The sequence below is a fragment of the Bradyrhizobium sp. MOS002 genome, from assembly GCF_003020115.1.
Lineage (GTDB): Bacteria > Pseudomonadota > Alphaproteobacteria > Rhizobiales > Xanthobacteraceae > Bradyrhizobium.
On the sequence record NZ_PYFX01000038.1, the window covers coordinates 1 to 16,647 of the forward strand.

Annotated in this window: 15 protein-coding genes and 2 pseudogenes; 9 read left to right on the forward strand and 8 right to left on the reverse strand. The window is 57.2% G+C overall.

All coding sequences use genetic code 11. From position 1 onward, the window contains the following. Positions 1 to 406: 406 nt before the first annotated feature. Together C7G41_RS35875 and C7G41_RS37190 are read right to left on the reverse strand one after the other, a co-directional pair. Entirely contained in the window at positions 407 to 643 is a 237-nt protein-coding gene (locus C7G41_RS35875) for a hypothetical protein (RefSeq protein ID WP_245446889.1), read from the reverse strand. A gap of 243 nt (positions 644 to 886) precedes the next feature. Next, a complete protein-coding gene (locus C7G41_RS37190) occupies positions 887 to 1,723 on the reverse strand; it encodes a hypothetical protein (RefSeq protein ID WP_146159874.1) in 837 nt (278 codons plus the stop codon). 164 nt (positions 1,724 to 1,887) lie between these two features. On the opposite strand from C7G41_RS37190, the gene C7G41_RS35885 reads away from it, so the two are divergent. The 4 genes from C7G41_RS35885 to C7G41_RS38590 all read left to right on the forward strand — a co-directional run bounded on the left by C7G41_RS35885 (position 1,888) and on the right by C7G41_RS38590 (position 5,875). Continuing rightward, positions 1,888 to 2,367: a PH domain-containing protein gene (locus C7G41_RS35885; RefSeq protein ID WP_106946949.1), complete on the forward strand. Its 480-nt coding sequence runs from the start codon at positions 1,888 to 1,890 to the stop codon at positions 2,365 to 2,367. 1,416 nt (positions 2,368 to 3,783) lie between these two features. Then, on the forward strand, positions 3,784 to 4,710 hold the full coding sequence (locus C7G41_RS35895; protein ID WP_106946938.1) for a hypothetical protein: 927 nt from the start codon (positions 3,784 to 3,786) through the stop codon (positions 4,708 to 4,710). Between the two features lie 143 nt (positions 4,711 to 4,853). Continuing rightward, the gene (locus C7G41_RS38585) at positions 4,854 to 5,375 is read left to right on the forward strand and encodes an LpxD N-terminal domain-containing protein (protein WP_245446891.1); all 522 of its coding nucleotides are present in this window, start codon (positions 4,854 to 4,856) and stop codon (positions 5,373 to 5,375) included. Then, positions 5,312 to 5,875: a UDP-3-O-(3-hydroxymyristoyl)glucosamine N-acyltransferase gene (locus C7G41_RS38590; protein WP_245446892.1), complete on the forward strand. Its 564-nt coding sequence runs from the start codon at positions 5,312 to 5,314 to the stop codon at positions 5,873 to 5,875. The genes C7G41_RS38585 and C7G41_RS38590 overlap by 64 nt, the downstream gene beginning before the upstream one ends. A 263-nt stretch (positions 5,876 to 6,138) precedes the next feature. Here C7G41_RS38590 and C7G41_RS38595 read toward each other — a convergent pair whose 3' ends face one another. Continuing rightward, a complete protein-coding gene (locus C7G41_RS38595) occupies positions 6,139 to 6,597 on the reverse strand; it encodes a hypothetical protein (RefSeq protein WP_106946939.1) in 459 nt (152 codons plus the stop codon). Between the two features lie 499 nt (positions 6,598 to 7,096). Between C7G41_RS38595 and C7G41_RS35910 the strand changes: the two genes are divergently transcribed. Continuing rightward, the gene (locus C7G41_RS35910) at positions 7,097 to 7,618 is read left to right on the forward strand and encodes an HdeA/HdeB family chaperone (protein WP_245446893.1); all 522 of its coding nucleotides are present in this window, start codon (positions 7,097 to 7,099) and stop codon (positions 7,616 to 7,618) included. Positions 7,619 to 8,837: 1,219 nt separating this feature from the next. Further along, positions 8,838 to 9,092 (forward strand): hypothetical protein, encoded by a 255-nt coding sequence (locus C7G41_RS35915; RefSeq protein ID WP_106946941.1) that lies wholly within the window; start codon positions 8,838 to 8,840, stop codon positions 9,090 to 9,092. A 936-nt stretch (positions 9,093 to 10,028) separates the two neighbouring features. Here the strand turns inward: C7G41_RS35915 and C7G41_RS35920 are convergent. The 3 genes and pseudogenes from C7G41_RS35920 to C7G41_RS35930 all read right to left on the reverse strand — a co-directional run bounded on the left by C7G41_RS35920 (position 10,029) and on the right by C7G41_RS35930 (position 12,943). Beyond that, on the reverse strand, positions 10,029 to 10,499 hold the full coding sequence (locus C7G41_RS35920; protein ID WP_245446894.1) for a hypothetical protein: 471 nt from the start codon (positions 10,497 to 10,499) through the stop codon (positions 10,029 to 10,031). Positions 10,500 to 10,813: 314 nt separating this feature from the next. Continuing rightward, a pseudogene (locus C7G41_RS38600) lies at positions 10,814 to 11,053 on the reverse strand (hypothetical protein); the annotation flags it as partial. A 15-nt stretch (positions 11,054 to 11,068) separates the two neighbouring features. Beyond that, positions 11,069 to 12,943 (reverse strand): sensor histidine kinase, encoded by a 1,875-nt coding sequence (locus C7G41_RS35930; RefSeq protein WP_106946942.1) that lies wholly within the window; start codon positions 12,941 to 12,943, stop codon positions 11,069 to 11,071. Between the two features lie 509 nt (positions 12,944 to 13,452). On the opposite strand from C7G41_RS35930, the gene C7G41_RS37555 reads away from it, so the two are divergent. The 3 genes from C7G41_RS37555 (at position 13,453) to C7G41_RS35950 (ending at position 15,096) form a co-directional block, all read left to right on the forward strand. Beyond that, positions 13,453 to 13,620: a hypothetical protein gene (locus C7G41_RS37555; protein ID WP_158268084.1), complete on the forward strand. Its 168-nt coding sequence runs from the start codon at positions 13,453 to 13,455 to the stop codon at positions 13,618 to 13,620. 484 nt (positions 13,621 to 14,104) lie between these two features. After that, the gene (locus tag C7G41_RS39125; RefSeq protein WP_106946944.1) at positions 14,105 to 14,335 is read left to right on the forward strand and encodes a cysteine rich repeat-containing protein; all 231 of its coding nucleotides are present in this window, start codon (positions 14,105 to 14,107) and stop codon (positions 14,333 to 14,335) included. Between the two features lie 503 nt (positions 14,336 to 14,838). Next, the gene (locus tag C7G41_RS35950; protein ID WP_146159875.1) at positions 14,839 to 15,096 is read left to right on the forward strand and encodes a hypothetical protein; all 258 of its coding nucleotides are present in this window, start codon (positions 14,839 to 14,841) and stop codon (positions 15,094 to 15,096) included. Positions 15,097 to 15,425: 329 nt separating this feature from the next. Here C7G41_RS35950 and C7G41_RS35955 read toward each other — a convergent pair whose 3' ends face one another. Together C7G41_RS35955 and C7G41_RS35960 are read right to left on the reverse strand one after the other, a co-directional pair. After that, positions 15,426 to 16,124 carry a recombinase family protein gene (locus C7G41_RS35955; protein ID WP_106946946.1) on the reverse strand — a complete coding sequence of 233 codons (699 nt, stop codon included), beginning with the start codon at positions 16,122 to 16,124 and terminating at the stop codon, positions 15,426 to 15,428. 193 nt (positions 16,125 to 16,317) lie between these two features. Next, positions 16,318 to 16,647: pseudogene (locus C7G41_RS35960) on the reverse strand (hypothetical protein); the annotation flags it as partial.

Sequence of the window (16,647 nt, forward strand, 5' to 3'; positions counted from 1 at the left end):
CGCATCACGCAGGACGTGGACATGCTCACGGTGCGCGTGAACTACCGCTTCGGCAATTACGGCAGCCCGGTCGTCGCGAGGTACTGATCTCGCGTTATTTAGACTTCTCCAGCAAACGAGGTCGGCAGAAATGCCGGCCTTTTTGTTGGAGGGTATAGAGTCCTCCGACCCGCCACCCGCAATCCAGCCCTCGGGGCCACCTCTGCCCGCCTGCACCGCCTGATGATCCGCCGCGTTCCGCGGCCGAGTATCGAAGACATGGCTCAAATCGAAAAAAACGCGAGCGAGGCGGTGCGCCGAGAGCGCGAGGAAAAGTGGCGCTAGACCGGCTCACGCTTATCAGACGCATGGAAGGCAGCGCCGACGTGATGATTGCCTCGACTATACGCGCCACGCTCCCTGCGCATCAGGCTGTATGTCGACGAGAACTTCCCTTGAAAAACGGGTCAAGTTTCAAGGGTTCCCCGGTATCTTTCCAGTACAGTTGTTTACCGACGCTGGCCGCCACCGCGAGGCGGTGGTGACCGCCGATCAGCGTATGCTCATCTGATGCCATCGCAATAATCTCGCCAGCTTCGTCCACGATGTTTCGCATGCGCCTTTCTTTGGCGGCCGTCGCGCGGGCATCGTTGATCTGGATCATGTGAGGCAATAACTGGTACCAGTACCTGACCGAAATCAATCCCGCCCCGGAGAGGTCCCGCCCTTCGTCCGAAACGCACACGCTGGCGTTGCAGCGAAAATCCGATAGTTTAATTCGTTCCGACGCTTTAGATGTTCGATCTGCGACAATCAAACAACCGTTTACCCGGTGCCTGCAACAGTTCAGTCCGAGCGAACTCTTGGTGGGCTGCCATCGCTCTGAACAGGATCGTAGCGCAAAACGCTAGCGGGGTTGCGCTATGTCGGCATCCAATTCGAGGGGATCCCGCGCAGCCTCAAAGCGGGGAATAAGATCGGCAGGCAACGCTACCAGTTTTGCTGCACGGTTGATCGACGATCCAAAGACTGTGGCGGCAGCGATCTGCTTTGCGAGTCTCGTGTAGTCGGACCATATCAAGTAGAACATGAGTGGTGGCTGCTCTCCATTCGCCAACAGTTGACTGGAACGCTCGCCAGCACCCTCAATTAACCACCAACTGTGAGCAAGCGTGACGAGATTTCTGAAGTGACGAATAGTGCCCGACTGCTTACTTGGCTGAACGCCGGCCAATTTAGCGCAATGTGTTAGCCAATTGAGACCAGCCAAGATAGCGATCGAAAAATCAGTCGCCGCCGTTCCGGTGAAATCGACCACGGTCTCGTCGTGAGGACGCTGGCGGAGGTAAGCGTTTATCATTTCGATTTGCCGGTCTCCATCGTTTAGTAAGTCAAAGTCGGCCCTTGGCACCATCATTACATAGCGCATCGCTTCCAACCGGGTGTGATCCCAAACCGAGCGAACATCACCGTTCAAATCCGATAATGCCCGCTTGCACGCTGGATAGATCAGTTCGCCCTGATCGACCTCATCGAGATATCGAGGAACGTGGCGGCGCAATTCATCAAGGATAACGTGCGGTCCGAAGAAGCGGTGACCGCCCGCTTTGTAGTCGGAATGTTTCCTGAGCCGCTTTCTGGGTTGCCACCAATCAAACAAATGCCTTGCCTCCCAGCCAGGCGAAGGAATCGGGAGCAAACCCTGATAACCGCTACCGCCATCGGCAATCCAAACGAATAGCAATCAACCCTCAGCTCGCTCCGGCCCTTTTAGAGGGGGATCGTTGCGGCTCTCGTATGAACCGCAGCTTCCGGGCGCTGGTCGATCGAAGGCTTGAGATAAATCAAGGTCCCGATCGGCTCAAAGGGCGCAAAATGCTGCGGTGGCGGGTTAACTCAGGGTCCGTTATGGCGCGGTATATCGACAAGATTATACAGCCCGGCGAACGGTTGCTGTATTCGACCAACGAACACTGGATGTACTTTCTGCCCGCAATCGCTGCGTGGATCGTGGTGGTCGCATTTTTGGTGCTGTGGCGCTTCTTTACTGTCGACGTGCTGGCGTCGGTTTGCTTGGCCTTCGCGGCGGTAGCTGGGCTTGCGGCTTTGTACTGGACGGCGACGGCTTGGTTTCACCGCTGGACCACCGAGACCGACGTGACCAACATGCGGGTTGTCCACAAGACAGGTTTCATCAAGCGGGACACCTTTGAGATGAGCCTCGACAAAGTTGAGAGTGTCGATGTCAAACAGAGCATTCTTGGCCGCTTCATGGACTACGGCGACCTCACCATTCAGGGTGTCGGCGAAGGCACGCGAACCATTACCACCATCACGGCGCCGCTCGCGTTTCGCAACGCCATCACGACAAGGCCGGTTGGTACGTGAACCAAGGCATGGTGTGAAAGCCGCCTGGCCTCACGAAAAAGCATTGCCGGCCAGCCGTCATTGCCGCCGACCTGAACGCACCAAGCCGCTGAATTGGCGAAGATCAAGGTCAGGGTGACTTCGGCAGCTACCGGCAATCATAAGCGGGTGTTACCTCTGACCATTCCGATCCCAACATTCCGCCCCCGGGGAAGCCCCGCTGGGCATTTCGCCTCGATGTCTGCGGAGAAATGACCCAATAACCGGCACCAGTACCTGCTCGAATCAAATCTCGGCCTACACCCCCCGGAGTGCACCCGATCATCCGCCATCGTGCGAACATCCAGAGGCTTTTTGCAGGAGTGGAGCCGCGTCTGGGTCAAAACCGCCCGGATGAAGAAGCGAAAGCGCAGGTTTAGCACAGGCGTCATGAAGGACCTCTTCTGGCCCTAAGCGGAAGTGCGGGTGGAAACGTGTCACGTCGACTGTCAGAGGCAAACCGGACGCCGAGCCCGCTTTAAGTTCACCGCCGCTTCCCCCGTTGCAGACGTTCTCGGAGGGATCAGGCGATGCCACATGGTGCGCCCGTGCGCTTTGCTCAAAGGACAGCGCAAAGGCCCGGTTTGATGGGGTTCTCTCCAAGCCTCTGGCCCCGCTTCGTCGCGCGCCGGTTCGGGATCGAGAACCATCACAGACGAGACGCCGGCAACGAATACAACCACAGCCTGAGCCGGATGGTGAAATTGAGGCGCAAACAGCGCCGCGTATGCACGGCGACCGCGTTGGCCTGCGGAGCACCTCAGAACGACAAGACAAGCAGTGCCACCAGCACGAGGTTGAACGTGCCTAACGCTAGCACGGCGACATCAAAAACGCGGGTCAAGCTGATCATAGTGTCCCCCGATACACGCCAACCGGGGGAAATAGTAGAACTGCCACAGCCCCCAATGATGGAAGGCTCTCCACGCAGACTGCAACTGAATCGATACGGAAGGTCGCCTGAGGAGCCGAGACCACTTATCCCAACATGGCTGAAGAAGCCGGGTTAGTTAAGAACCCTTGATCCATCTCAAGCCTTGGAAGCAAGTGCGACGTCAGCTTGGGTTCGTCGCTCTTCGAGGAGGTGAGAATGATCCGGATGATTGCAATTGGCGCGTTCGCTCTGTCTCTCGCGGTGTCGGCGCAAGCCACGCCCGTTGCTCCCATGCTCGCGCAGCCGGACAGCATGATCACGGAAATTGCTGCTGCCTGCGGCGCGGGTAGAACTCGGGTGAACGGTGTTTGTGTCGCACGAACAACGGTTCGGCAAACCCGTCGAGCCGTCCGCAGATGTGCGACCGGAATGACGTGCTAGCGCTTGGCTCAGATAGAGCAGTAGTTTGCCTCCCGGTCAGCGTAGCTGATTAGGCGAAAAAACGCGTCTCGACCGGTAGTGCCGTGGCCAATGAGCAAAGCCCAGCATGGATTGAAGAGCGCCGTGTGCGCGGTGCACTGGACGACGTGATCATCGTTCCACTTGCTTTGATAGCGATCGCCGCGAACAAGATCCTGCGTTTCACTATCGCGCTTTTGATGCGATTGCTCGATTATACGTTCCCTCTGGTCATGGAGATTGTCCGGCTTCCGCTTTTCGCGGCCAAGGTTCTGGGCAACCTGATCGTCGCTGTCACCGCCGGTGCGCTGGGCATCCTTCCGCTATCCGAGGCGGGGCGTCGAAAGTGGATCGTGTCAATGCGCCGTCGCTGGTCGTGGCTTCGGCGCAGAATTAGCTATCGGGCGTTCGAGCGAACCCTGCACGTTGCCTTTGCCAAAGGTATGGCCTGGGTGTTTCGAAAATGTCGCCATCTCACCCCGAACACCGCATTGCTTGTAATCCTGGCTGCGGTAGTGTGGCTTCCAATCTCTTTCGGCGTCGCGACAGTGATGCATGCGGTATTGTTTGCCAAGTTAGCCTCTTGGCCAGCCTGGATGCAGCTTTTGCATCCGTTGGCTACGGTGATCGCTAAGAGCAAGCTTCTGGTATTGCCGGTGTATCCGGCAGCGTGGCCGCAAGCGAAGAAAAGTTCGTTCGCTCGGCTCATGGGTAGCTCTTACGAAAGCATCCAGCGTCAGTACGTCATTAAAAAGCTAGGTTACCGTTATGGACAGGCCGATACGGTCGGCCTCGCACTGTTTCACGGGTTGATGCGCTCAGCCTGTTTTGCGTCGCTCGCTGGATGGCTTCGCAACGCGCACGTGGCCGAACATCTTGGCGTGGAAAGACCCACGCAGAAGTTGCGTTCGTTCTTCTCCCGGTGGTCGATCAAGTTTTCGGCCGAATACTACGAAGCACAGGAACGGCAAGCTTCGAATGTCCCGCGATAGACAGCAAGTCAACAGCGACAGGATAAGATCCGGTAAGTCCGTTGGATCAACGTCTCCAGAGCCACCGGCACCCAAGTGAGACTTGGCTTGCCACAGACGTCGGAGGCAGCGCCGGTTCAACTCGCATTGCGGGATGGGATGGGATGGTCGAAACAGTACTAGGGAGCGCAAGGTTCTTCCGGCGAACTGGCCCGCATTCCCTCGCGCTGGTCGCTAGCACGGCGCGGGGTGTGGCGGACGGACGCGAACTATTGCTGGAAGGTGTAGCCCCTCTACAAACGGCTCGGCCGAGTGAAGTGAGCTTCCTTGATAACCGACGTTACGCTTCTGCGCTGGATCAAACGTCCGCCGGCGCTGTGGTCGTTCACCCTGATATGGCTGCGCGAGTGCCAGCGACAGCTGCGGCGATTCTTACGAGCGAGCCCTATGCGGCCTGGGCCCGCGTTGCTGCCCTTTTCTATCCTGTGCCGCCGCTGCGACCCGGTGTTCACCCGTCCGCCATAGTAGCGGATGACGCACACATAGATCCATCGACAGAAGTTGGACCCCTGTCTGTGATCGAAAGCGGAGTGGAGATAGGGCCGGGCTGTCGGGTCGGTCCTTGCGCATTGGAAGCGGCGTCACCATCGATAGGGACTGCCGGATTGGCGCACATGTTAGCCTGAGTTATGCGGTTTTGGGTGCCCGCGTTTACGTATATCCGGGCGCGCGGATTGGGCAGGAAGGGTTCGGATTTGCCTCCACCAGCGGCGGGTTTCTCTCGATCCCTCAGCTTGGGCGAGTTATTCTTGAAGATGATGTTGAAGTTGGTGCCAATTCGACGATTGATCGCGGATCATCGCGAGACACGGTAATTGGCGCTGGCTCCCGCCTCGATAACCTCGTGCAAATCGGTCACAATGTTAGTCTCGGCCGCTGTTGCGTCGTAGTTGCACAGGTGGGGATCTCGGGTTCAACCGTCCTTGAAGATTTCGTCCGCGTTGGTGGGCAGGCTGCTATGGCAGGGCATCTTCGAATAGGCCGAGGTTCGGAAATCGGAGCGCAGGCGGGCGTCATTTCGGACCTAGCACCCGGCGCTAGGGTTCTCGGAAGCCCTGCCCAGTCGATAAAAACCTTCTTTCGACAGATTGCAACGCTTAAGAAGATGGCGGCGCACAGAAACTGAAGCAGCGGGCCACAATCGGCAAGGCGCACGACAGACAAGAAGCTCCGCTGTACCTGCGGCCGGAGTCGCTATCCGGCTGCCGCCATAACGGCTGACAAAGCGCGTGCCGCGATCCGTCGATGCGTCCGATTCCGCGATCAACGGAACATCATGCATCGAACGGCCCGCGCAATGCTAGTAACATGGCATGCTGAGTTGTCAGAGGTTCTGAGCTTACATTGCTTGTCCACTTATGTTGCCGCTCGCGGACGGCCTCTGATCAGTTACAGCCTTAGAAAAATTGCAGCATCCAGATAACACCGTGCAAACATGTCCTGCAACGTCGGCCCCCGAAGGAAGATCATGCGAGGCGACAACCCACCCCGCGTTGATATCCAATTCCGAACTGGAGCTGGGTACATCAAATACATCGTCCGTGTGGCTTCTGGATTTGTGATATGGCGTCCACCAGGCCCGAGGTCCCAAGCTGCGTGGAAAGCAAGGTTTGCCTTTTCGGTAACGCAGATCCTATTTGATGGGACTTTCGAAAGCACGATCGTGCAGGCGGAGGCGCAGAGCCCATCGATGACCACCGTCTGGCCCGTGTCCTTCAACTGATCGTATCGATCGACGTAACGTCGGATTAATCCGCCGCGATCATTGGCAATTCTCACCACAGCGTGGCTCTCGCCTGCGCATAAAAGCAAAATTGCCGAAGCGAGCAACGGCGCAAGTATCTTCATATTTTGCCTCTTCCGACGAGACATCAACTAGCAACACTAGCGACTATCATCAGGGATCCTGACCGGCGCGAGATGGAATAGCGGCTTCGCGATGCGCGGCCGTCTTGCCAGAAAATTGTGACGGACGGCATTCCGATCCAGCTAAAGGCATGAACCCAGAAGAGGCTTGCCTGCGGGTGAGGATTGGCATTGATCTAAGTCAATGATTGGCGACCGACAAATGGCGGAGGATTAAGCCCGATCTTGCAGTCTTCTGCGCCATTGTGCCGATCCTCGCTTCGACGGGACGAGCACCTCATTGGCATTGGAGGGACATACTTTTGCTTGAGCGGAAATGGCCAGTAGGGAGATTGCGTCGCCAGCCTTGATCTAGGTCAAGTAGGGCAATCGCCCTAAGGGCGAATGCCGTTGTAGGCTCGGGATGCATGTGTGATCACGGTGATCGTGCTTGGTCTGGTAGCCAATCGTCGCTCGGGAGGTCATCACAATGAGGTGCAGATTGCTTCTGCTTGCGCTTGTCTTAGTCTACTCAGCTTTCGCCAACGATGCGCGCGCCACGGCGGCCGATATTCGCAGCATTACCTGTAGCGAATATCTTGCCATGCCGGCTGCGCCGTCGAGCAAGTTTTCGGCCTGGATGACCGGCTGGTTTAGTTATGAAAGTCGGAGGACGTTTGTTGATTTTGACTTGCATCGGGCAAATGTCACAAGCGTAAGAGGATGGTGCCAATCCAACCCGAGTGCCAGTGTGATGGCGGGGCTGGAAAAATCGATTGGCGTAACTGCGGTGCCTAACGCTACGCTGGATTTTAACAAGATCACCTGCCGAACTTGGTTGGCATATGGTCCGGCGGATCAAGAGTTTGTAAGATACTTCATGAGTGGCTATTATAACGCAGCGGCAAGCAACAGTGTATTGGATTACGACCGCCTGCAGCGGAACTCCAGTGCGGTCGTCGCGTATTGTAAGAAAAACAAATCCCGGACTCTACCAACGGCCATTCAGAATAAAGCTACCTAGGTCGAACCAGTTTGCAGCCAGGGAGGGACGACGGCGCTCCCAAAGTCCCTGTGCCGGGCAGGACGTTTCGGCACGAAGAAGCCGTAGACGCGCGCCAGCCCGCCTCGCTCTGTCAGACACGGAACGAACGCGTTATTTGCTTCGCCATGACAAGAACAGCGTCAGTATACTTGCCGTTTGATACTTGGTGATCGTACAACGCCAAAAAAACAGCGGGAAAGCAGCAATCGTGCATCCTTTCAGCATAAGGGTCTCTCCCACGAAGAGACTGCCAACTGAGCAGGTCTAGATGATAAGGGGCGACGAGTTGCAATGCTCTCGACGTTGGCAATTATCCATTAAGTTTCCGTAAATCAGAACTAGAGAGGCGGGCGCCCCTGATCTGCCGACCAATCGTATCCTCGAAGAACATGCCCCGCTCAAGGCCTTAATTGGCGCCTCAAAACCAACAGCTCGCACAGCGTTGCGGATCATCAGGTGGCGTCAGCATCTCGTTGGAGGCGAGGCGAAGCCCCAATTTGATTTAGCGTAGAGTCCCGCTTCCGGACATGAGCTAGAGTTGCATCATTGGGGGACCGTGATGCCGACAATTGAGCAATGCCGAGAATATGCTTTGGAATGTAGAGAGCGGGCGAATGACCGGCAGATTTCTGAGCGGGATCTTCGGTGCTTATGAACATTTCCCGCAGCTGGACTGCCTTGGCTCACCAACTTGAGAGCTTGGCCGGAATCATCGAGAAGAAAGGTAAACTTAGGCTCCACGCCAGACGCGCAGCACGCCTTGCGAAAACCGCCGACGAAATGATCTGACAGGTCCGCTGGCAGCATTTGGCTGAGGTCATTGAACGAGCCGCTCACCAAGGTGGCCAGCTCGTGTGCCGAAGCGTTGCTCCGCCCACCGGCGACCCAACTCCAAACCACGTTGCCGCTCAGCTTCAGCGTCCATCGTCTTGAGCTATCCCGCGCTGACCGGCCCCGGCGAAGCTGACCGCGCCGGGGCCTTCGACGCTCTCGCCAATCGTCGGAAGCTTGGGGGCTTGAAAGACTGGCAAGGCGCACCTTAGACAAACAGACCGTCCATCTTTGGCTAGTGCACTATGTGCCAATGCCGGTGCGATGCTCCCGCCGAGTGAGAGAGGTACATCAGTAAATCTTTCACGTCCGTAGCCTCGACTGGATGTTCGGCCTTTGTTCTATTGTGGGAAATCCAGGTCTGTCCATGCCCACACTCGAATACGTCGGCTCGGAAATTGAGCGCATGCGCTCGCAGGTAAGCCGCCAGCGCAAGGAACTCCTCCAGCTTCAACGCGCCGGGCTATCTACCGCCTCGGCCGAGACCCTGCTTCAGCGGATGCTGGCCAAGGTTGACGACCTTTGCGCCGAACGTGATCGGCAGGTGCAGGTTGCAAAGGAAGGCCCGACCTATGCCTCCGGCAAGCCGATAAGAGGCACTCCGGCAAACCGAAGGATGTGACGGATAACCTTCGGCGGTTTCCACCACCGTGGACGATCCTGGAGGACGACGAACATTGCTTCCGAATGTTCGATGTGACCGGCTAGTTGGCCCGTTTGAAACCTCGGCGTGGGAACCAAAGAATCTCTGCTCATCGAGGCTGACCGGAAGTGATCGCCGGAGCAATAAACCGACGCGATTGCCCCACAGCGGCTGGCACGCTCCTTGTGCTTTTTCGCCCGCGACGAGCCCTCGTTTCAAATATTGATAGTCCTGTGCCGTGCACCGGTCTGATGCGAAATGTGATCCGACTGCCGCGCCTGAGCGTTGGAGGTTCGAAACCACGCTTACAAGGTTAGTCAATGTCAGAACGCGATAGCGCTCACCATGACGCCGCCATTCAGTATTTGGCCTGGGCTGTCGAAGAGATTGACAAATCAGGTAACGACGAAGCCGCTCGCCACGCTGGGCTGCGTTGAAGGCGCTTAAAGAAGGGTACGCCATCGTGCAAAGACGATCTCGCGTCTGCCGAAGCTTTTGAAAGGGCCCCAGTACTGAGGCGTTCCGCAGGAAGAACGCTCTATCACATCGCGTTCCCTAGTCGTCCAGCGGCCGTTCTAGTTGAAGATGAAAATACAACCCGGAATCGCGATTGCGGTTGTATGAGAGAGCGCGTGGGAACAAGGCCCGCGCGCTTTCCCTTGCCATGATCAATCCAATTGCCCCATCTACTCCGGCTTAGGATTTGTCTGTGAGAACCACCCGGACCGGGCCTGGAGCGAAGAGCTTGGCTGCCAGTGCGGCGCTGGTGAGCCCTGCGAATGCAACAGATCGCCGGACATAAACGCCGAAATCGAAGAGCTGGATGCCAGCCACATCATTCCGGGCTCAAGGGGGAAAAAGCGTCGCCACTAAGCCCGGTCAGGACGTTAAGCGACCTTCAAGGTGCGGCATCATTTACTGACTGCCCCCGAGCGTGCGCCCCAATCGCTCTAGTTCAAGTGTTACGCAGAAAAGTGCGAACAACGACGCCAGGAGTTGCAGCCCACGACGGAACATCAGCCAAAGATCGGCGCCGTGATTGATCTCCGGCAAATGCCTGAAGAACACGACGCCGAACAGCGAGCCACCGAAAATAAAGGCAAGACGCCCCAGAAACAGGAATAGGTGGCTCAAGATTGGATTCGAGCGCTGAGGGGGAAGCGGAACGCGTCGCAGGCGATACCAATAGGCGATTTGCATCATAACGACCATTATTGGCGCTGCAAGATTGTCGAAAGGCTCGAACGGCAGCTGCTCACCCGGATGGACCACCAAGTGCCTAAATTCGGGCAGTCCGTCCAAGATGATAAATAGCGCTCCTGTCAGTTGGCCCAAGAGAAGAAGAAAATAAAGGGCTCTCGATTTCAAGTTTGTCATGCTGGACATTTGTCCCGTCTCCAGGGCCGCTGGCAGTGCGTGATGCACTAGCCCTTTTATAAGTCGGGTCCCCGAAAAAAGTGTCCGCTCGGACAGCCTGACGGCTTCGACAAGAGCCGTTAGAGGTTGCAACTGCGAGCAGAGCCTAGTGTTTGCCCTCATCACTGCAGAGGCCGCGAGGCTCGGTGAAGGGGCTTCGGAAATGCCTACAGTCGAACAGTGCAGAGCGTACGCCACACAACACAAAAATTCTTGGCGCCAATCCGAAAAATTTCGACCGCCAAAGGACCTTGTTGTTGAGCATCTCGCGTTGCTGGACGGCGCTAGCAAACCAACTTGAGAGCCTTGCTCTCGTCGTAAAATCGGAAGGGAAGTAAGTCGCCTAAGCTGCGGCGAAGCTGGAAGCGGACTTGGCAACGAGGTCTGAGCGCTTCGCGCGTCGCCGTTTCGTTTCTGAGCCCATCGTCCGCCAGCGGTCGTTGCAATGCCTTGGCTTCATCCCACGGTGCCCGCATCCACACGTCCCACACTTCGTCGGTCGTCGGGATCACGGGCATCGCCTTCGTCACCGATTTAGTTCAACCAACAAGAGGAAGCCTGATCCGGAACGTCGCGCCGCTGTGATCCCGATTTCTTGCCGAAATCTGACCATTGTGCGCCTCGATAATGGTGCGCGCGATGGACAGCCCCATGCCCATGCCTTCGGGCTTGCTGGTGAAAAACGGCTCGAAGACCTCCTTCAATTTGTCTTCGGGAATGCCTGAGCCGTGATCAGACACTGTTAGCTGGGCAAAGTTCTCGACGCGCGAAGTCCGAATGGTGATGATGCGGTTTTCGTCCGGCGTGTCCTTCATCGCGTCGATGCCGTTCACCACAAGGTTCAGAATGACTTGTTGAAGTTGAATGCGGTCGCCAAGGATCGGAAGCGCATCCTGGGTGATCACGTTCGCCATTTTAAAGTTACGACCAACAGCCAAGGCTGAAAAAAATCCGATCGTCTCTTCCACGACTTCATTGAGGTCAAAGTTTTTCAGTTCGAATGGTGCTTTTTTCAGCAGGCTGCGCATCCTACGGATAACTTCGGTAGCGCGCTGGTCATCCTTAAGAATATCTCCCAAGATTTCGTTTAGTTCGTTGATGTTTGGGTTTGGCGACTTCAAGATCGCCTGCGCAGTCTCGGTATTGGTCAGAATAGAGCCGAGCGGCTGGTTGATTTCGTGGGCAATCGACGCGGTCAGTTCGCCAGCCGTCGAGAAGCGGTTGACATGGGCCAGCTCCGTCATGCGCTGCCGCGACTGCACTTCGGCAAGTTGACGCCGACGGTGCTCGCGTAGCAGACCCGCGATCAGCGCGGTTTGCGATAAAATAATCGTGGCTGTGAGTGCGACTTGCCACCAATACCGTTCCCACACGGTTGGTTCTCGGAAATGGACGGTGCTGCCGGGCGGCAGATTGCTCTCGGCAATCCCCCACCGCTGCATTTGCCGCCAGTCGAACATAGGCGCGGCCAGTTGAACAAACGTCGGCTTGATGTCGGCAACGTTTTCGCCGTCAAGGATGCGGAGCGCGACTTCCGCCGCTTGCTTGCTTTGTCTGGCGACGATCTGCATTGGTCCACCGACGATGCCCTCTCCAAAAAAGGCTTCGTCGTGAAAAAAGATGGGTGCGTTGGCTGCCCGGTAAAACCGGGAGAACGCACTGTTACCCTCATGCGCCACTCCCGCCGCATCGACATTCAACCCAATCCAGAAAATCGCACTGTGTGGCGGAAGGTTGGCCGCATCCTTGAGCATTTCTTCAAAGGAAAGTTCATTGTACCATCGAAATCGCACACGATCCGCGAACCGCGCAGTAGACTTGGCCACCTCGTTACGCCACCAGGTTTCGCTCGGCGAAGCACCGACAACAATGGCAATGGTCGTTGTTTGAGGCAGGACGTGCAGGATATTGTCAAAGAAAGCAGTATCGTCGTTCGTGATCGCGACGACAGTATCGTACTTGGTCAATTTATCGAAGTCCACGCGGCGTCGCTCTATCAGAGTGTAAAGCATTGGCGTCGTTGGAAAGAGGTCTTTGCGGTGCGCCTGCACGAAATTGGCCGCAGGCGCGCCGATGGCGATGATCAGATCGGGCGGCTGGTCAATATTAAGAGTGCGAAGATACTCGACGAATGGAGCGTCTGATTTGTCGCTGCTTCGCCGAGCATTCAATAGCGAGTGGTCTTGAAACTCGATGGATGCCCGTCGGCTTAACTCGGCGCGAAGGGCTTCGGAATAATCTGTCCACGGCCTAAACCGAAGACCGAATGAATGCAGCATCATTACCCGTTTGGGTTCTGGATCAGCCGCCTGACTTTGGCCCTGCATCGCCAGCAATAATGCGACGGCCAGCACAGCTATGAGGGTCCGCTCGCAAAGAGGTCGCCAAGATAGAGCAGCAGTCCAGAAAAGCATTCCCGTCCTACTCCGAAGTCCCCAGTCCGAATACCGTAGCGGCTCGACCAAATGATTAATAGGCAAAAGCGCGTCGCTATGAGCCGTGCTGCGGCTGCTAAGGATCACAAGGCTCCTGTCCTTTGGGCCGCGTGCGGGCCACGATGGACGGGCAAGCCATTACAGATTGCGGTGGACAGCGCGCCGGGCACAACGGGCGGTCAATCAGCATTCGTAGGCTTACCAGCTATGGGCGATCAAAGCAGCGGGCCAAGTGAGGCAACAGCGGCCCTTTAGCGTTCATCGAGACGATGATCGCCTGATAGAGCGGCTCGCCTGACCATTGTCCTTCGGGACAATTGCATGCTTCGATTTTGTCGCCTTTTAATTGTCGCGTGTATCACCAAAGGCCCGATACGCCCTCGGCAACGGTCCCGCAGCTGCCGCCCAGTTGTGGGACTGTTGTTGGGCGCACAACCGCATGCGGACCGAAATCATTAATGGTGTCGCGCAGGGACAGGGAGGCGCTCATGGGATCGATGGAAGAGTTTGTTCACTACGCGAACTTGATCTTCGTCAAGCGACAGCTTGCCGATCCGAGCATCACGGACGAACAGCGGCGGATGCTCGCAACGCTGGTCGCGCTGGAGGAAGCGAAACGCTTTCACGAAATGAACGACGGTCACGCTGGACGCTAGTCCGAGATAGCAGCATCAACTTCTTGCATAGCCGCTCCGCGATCCTGCCACCGGTCAACGATCACGCGAGCAGCGCAGCGCCAGCATGACGGCGACCAGGGATGTACCCGTCCAACATACCGGCCGCGACCACCATGAAACCGTCCAGCGCCGCCGTGAATGCGTCCGGCATGCATGCCGCCGCCCCGGAGGCCACCGCCGGTGGAAGCCGCCGCCACCGCCGCCACGGCGAGCATACGCATGATCGGGGATCAGAGTTGCGGAGAGCAGAATCGCTAGTCCAAGGATAGCGAGAAAATAGCGAAGCACGGCAAGAACCTCCCTACGTCAAGGCACGGAAACTGCGTGGCACCAGCGTAAAAGGTTGATGTAGATCAATGGGCGTTCTTGCTTGGATGGAACCTCTTGCATCCGTAGCGACAGCACAGAACCGAATTCGGGTCTCAACGCTGTACTTCGGGTGCAACCGAACTGAGCGCTGGAAATGAACTGGTTTCGTGTCTTGTTCGGCATTGCAATCGCGTTGTCTGGTCAAAGTGCATTTGCCAAGAACCGTTTGACCGACCCCGTCAAGATCGCGCGAGAATGCAAGAGTGACATCGAGCTTTTGTGCAAAGGACTTCGCCCCGGTGGCCAGCGGATTATGAATTGCCTCAAGGAGAAGATGACTGAATTGTCGCCCGCGTGCTGGGAAGCGTTTAGATCAACGGAATAAATGGACGCCGGGGCGATCCGCTCCGATATGTCTTCTCCTACTCGGTCAGTCCGGCCGCTACAAACGACAAGGCGGAATGGCGTCTTCTGCCCACCCTGATCTTTCAAGAATTGTCAAACGAGCGGCGCTGTAGTGCGGCCAAGTCATAGCTTGAAGGCAGCTTGAAGGAGGCTGGAGCTAAGCTGAGAAGCGGTTTGGAAGACCTGAAGAGCTTGGGTAAGGCAGACTAGCTCAGATAATTATTGCTTTCAATTTAGAGTGCGTTCCGAAATAAGCATACGAGCCCTCAACGCCCGTCTGGGAAGGGTTAGCCTTAGACGAGCCACTGCCATCGGGTTGATCCTTCTCTTGAACGTCACGCCGCACCCGCAGAGACGCCCGTGGTGCGCGTCAGTCCCGTCGCGGATGCGACGATGCATCCCCCGAGGACACATCAGCGCGCGTCCTTGCGAACCCTAGAAATTAGCTTGTGGCTGGAGGGCCGCAAGGAGGCGGGACGGAGAATGGACCCGAACTCCGCCGACGTAGAGGTTACCTTCTGGTGGGCCGAGGTGCTCGACCCGTATGGCGTTCTTGAGCTTACACCAGAGGAGAAGTGTGTGGGTCGTTCATATTTTGCGCGCTCGCTGGATAGCGGCGGATGGGTGAGCTTCTACGACTTGCCTCACAAAACCAGCGACGAACTGTGGCGGAGGATAAACGCAGGTGAATTGGTCGACAGCTTCGAAGAACGGTTCTTCGACTTGCTGACGGAGCCGTAGCTTGCGCTCGATGACACGCACCGGCGAGTTCGCATCTGCTCGCGCAACGCGGCCTCGAGCGTCAGATGGAGTTTGAGGACGATCCGCCGTTCTGAAACCTTGGTTCATTGATCGGGGGGGCATATTGCCCCCCGGTAACAACCCGAGCGGAGCATCGATTTTCGCATTCATTTTCTCACCAGCCGGCGGCCACCGTCGGGCAATCAACTGTGGACGAAAACAAGCTTCAATGACCGGTACTGGAGTCCCAGACCGATCAAATCCCGACATATACCCCGGTGACTCCCTACCCCCCGCTAAACAATTCCGATCCGTCCCCCGAGGTGGCCTCAATCTGTGAGGCGGGCGCGCACGTTGATGACCGCGCGCGCTGTCCACTTGCCGCCGCGAGCGGTGCGAACGCCGCGACGATTGAGTTCATGTGCGCTGGCGTTGGCGCTAAGCCCAGCGAGTTCTCCTTGCAGTATTGGGCGGATCAGTTCGGCGAACTGGTCTGCCTGTTCACGGACCGCAGCACCGGCCTTGGCGGCGGCGGCGGCAGCGATGGCGGGATTGTTGAAGGTCAACGTTTCCGGGCGCGGATTGCCGAGTTTGACGCCTTGGGCCTTCTTGGCGGCCAATGCGTCTTTGGTACGCTGGCTGAGTGCCTCGCGCTCCTGTTCGGCGACCATAGCCATGATGCCGACCATCATGCGGTTGGCTTCCGGCATGTCGAGCGCGACGAAATCGATACCGGCATCGCGCAGGCTCAGCAGGAACACCGGATCGCGCGACAGGCGATCAAGCCGCGAAATGATCAGCCTGGCCTTGTAGCGACGGCAGGCATCCAGCGCCCGCTGCAATGCAGGGCGGTTCTTGTCGCTCTTGCCGGATTCGATCTCGACGACCTCATCGACCAGTTTCCAGCGGCCGCCGTTCAGCCAAGAAGTGACCGCTGCGCGCTGCGCTTCTAGACCTAAGCCGGATCGAGCCTGCTTGCCGGTCGAAACTCGGAGGTAACTCACATACTTGCCGTCGTGTCTGACCATGTCCCGCCTCATTTGCAAAACACCATATCGAACGTATTGGTGTTGTTTTGCAAATACCCGAATGAACGGCACAGCAGCTCGCTGCACGAGATTTACAGGTATCCGCAGGTGCACGCCAAATGCCTTCCAACCAACGGAGCAACGTGTCCATTTATCGGCGGCCTGCGATAGATTGCCTGAAGCAAAAACGGGACTATTCCGCCAGTGCCCAGGGCGGAATGCCCTGTGAGCTAATCACTCGTTTGCAACAGGGTGTGCGGGCTGATTGGAAAGGCCTATTTTTCAGAGCTTCATGCTCGATCAGCAGCGGCTCGGCCTCGCCGGGGGCGTCGGGGATCCGTCGGATAATGATCCGAAGCGGGCCGCCGGCCTCGTCAGTATGCGGCTGGATCGCCTTGCCCCAGCCCCTGTCGAGCAGGATACCTGCCGCCGCCACGCGCGCAGCCGCTGGCACGGCCTCCTGGCTGACGATCCCAGCCAACACCTTGACGCATAGCGCGGTGTGCCCCCGTGCGAGCGACCG

What these genes read in the sequence shown, in the direction of transcription:
- C7G41_RS39125 (WP_106946944.1), top strand. Translation starts at nt 14,105, where the DNA reads ATGAACTGGTTTCGTGTCTTGTTCGGCATTGCAATCGCGTTGTCTGGT.
- C7G41_RS35930 (WP_106946942.1), bottom strand. Translation starts at nt 12,943, where the DNA reads ATGCTTTTCTGGACTGCTGCTCTATCTTGGCGACCTCTTTGCGAGCGG.
- C7G41_RS35885 (WP_106946949.1), top strand. Translation starts at nt 1,888, where the DNA reads ATGGCGCGGTATATCGACAAGATTATACAGCCCGGCGAACGGTTGCTG.
- C7G41_RS38595 (WP_106946939.1), bottom strand. Translation starts at nt 6,597, where the DNA reads ATGAAGATACTTGCGCCGTTGCTCGCTTCGGCAATTTTGCTTTTATGC.
- C7G41_RS38585 (WP_245446891.1), top strand. Translation starts at nt 4,854, where the DNA reads ATGGTCGAAACAGTACTAGGGAGCGCAAGGTTCTTCCGGCGAACTGGC.
- C7G41_RS37555 (WP_158268084.1), top strand. Translation starts at nt 13,453, where the DNA reads ATGGGATCGATGGAAGAGTTTGTTCACTACGCGAACTTGATCTTCGTC.
- C7G41_RS35950 (WP_146159875.1), top strand. Translation starts at nt 14,839, where the DNA reads ATGGACCCGAACTCCGCCGACGTAGAGGTTACCTTCTGGTGGGCCGAG.
- C7G41_RS35955 (WP_106946946.1), bottom strand. Translation starts at nt 16,124, where the DNA reads ATGGTCAGACACGACGGCAAGTATGTGAGTTACCTCCGAGTTTCGACC.
- C7G41_RS35915 (WP_106946941.1), top strand. Translation starts at nt 8,838, where the DNA reads ATGCCCACACTCGAATACGTCGGCTCGGAAATTGAGCGCATGCGCTCG.
- C7G41_RS35875 (WP_245446889.1), bottom strand. Translation starts at nt 643, where the DNA reads ATGATCCAGATCAACGATGCCCGCGCGACGGCCGCCAAAGAAAGGCGC.
- C7G41_RS35920 (WP_245446894.1), bottom strand. Translation starts at nt 10,499, where the DNA reads ATGTCCAGCATGACAAACTTGAAATCGAGAGCCCTTTATTTTCTTCTT.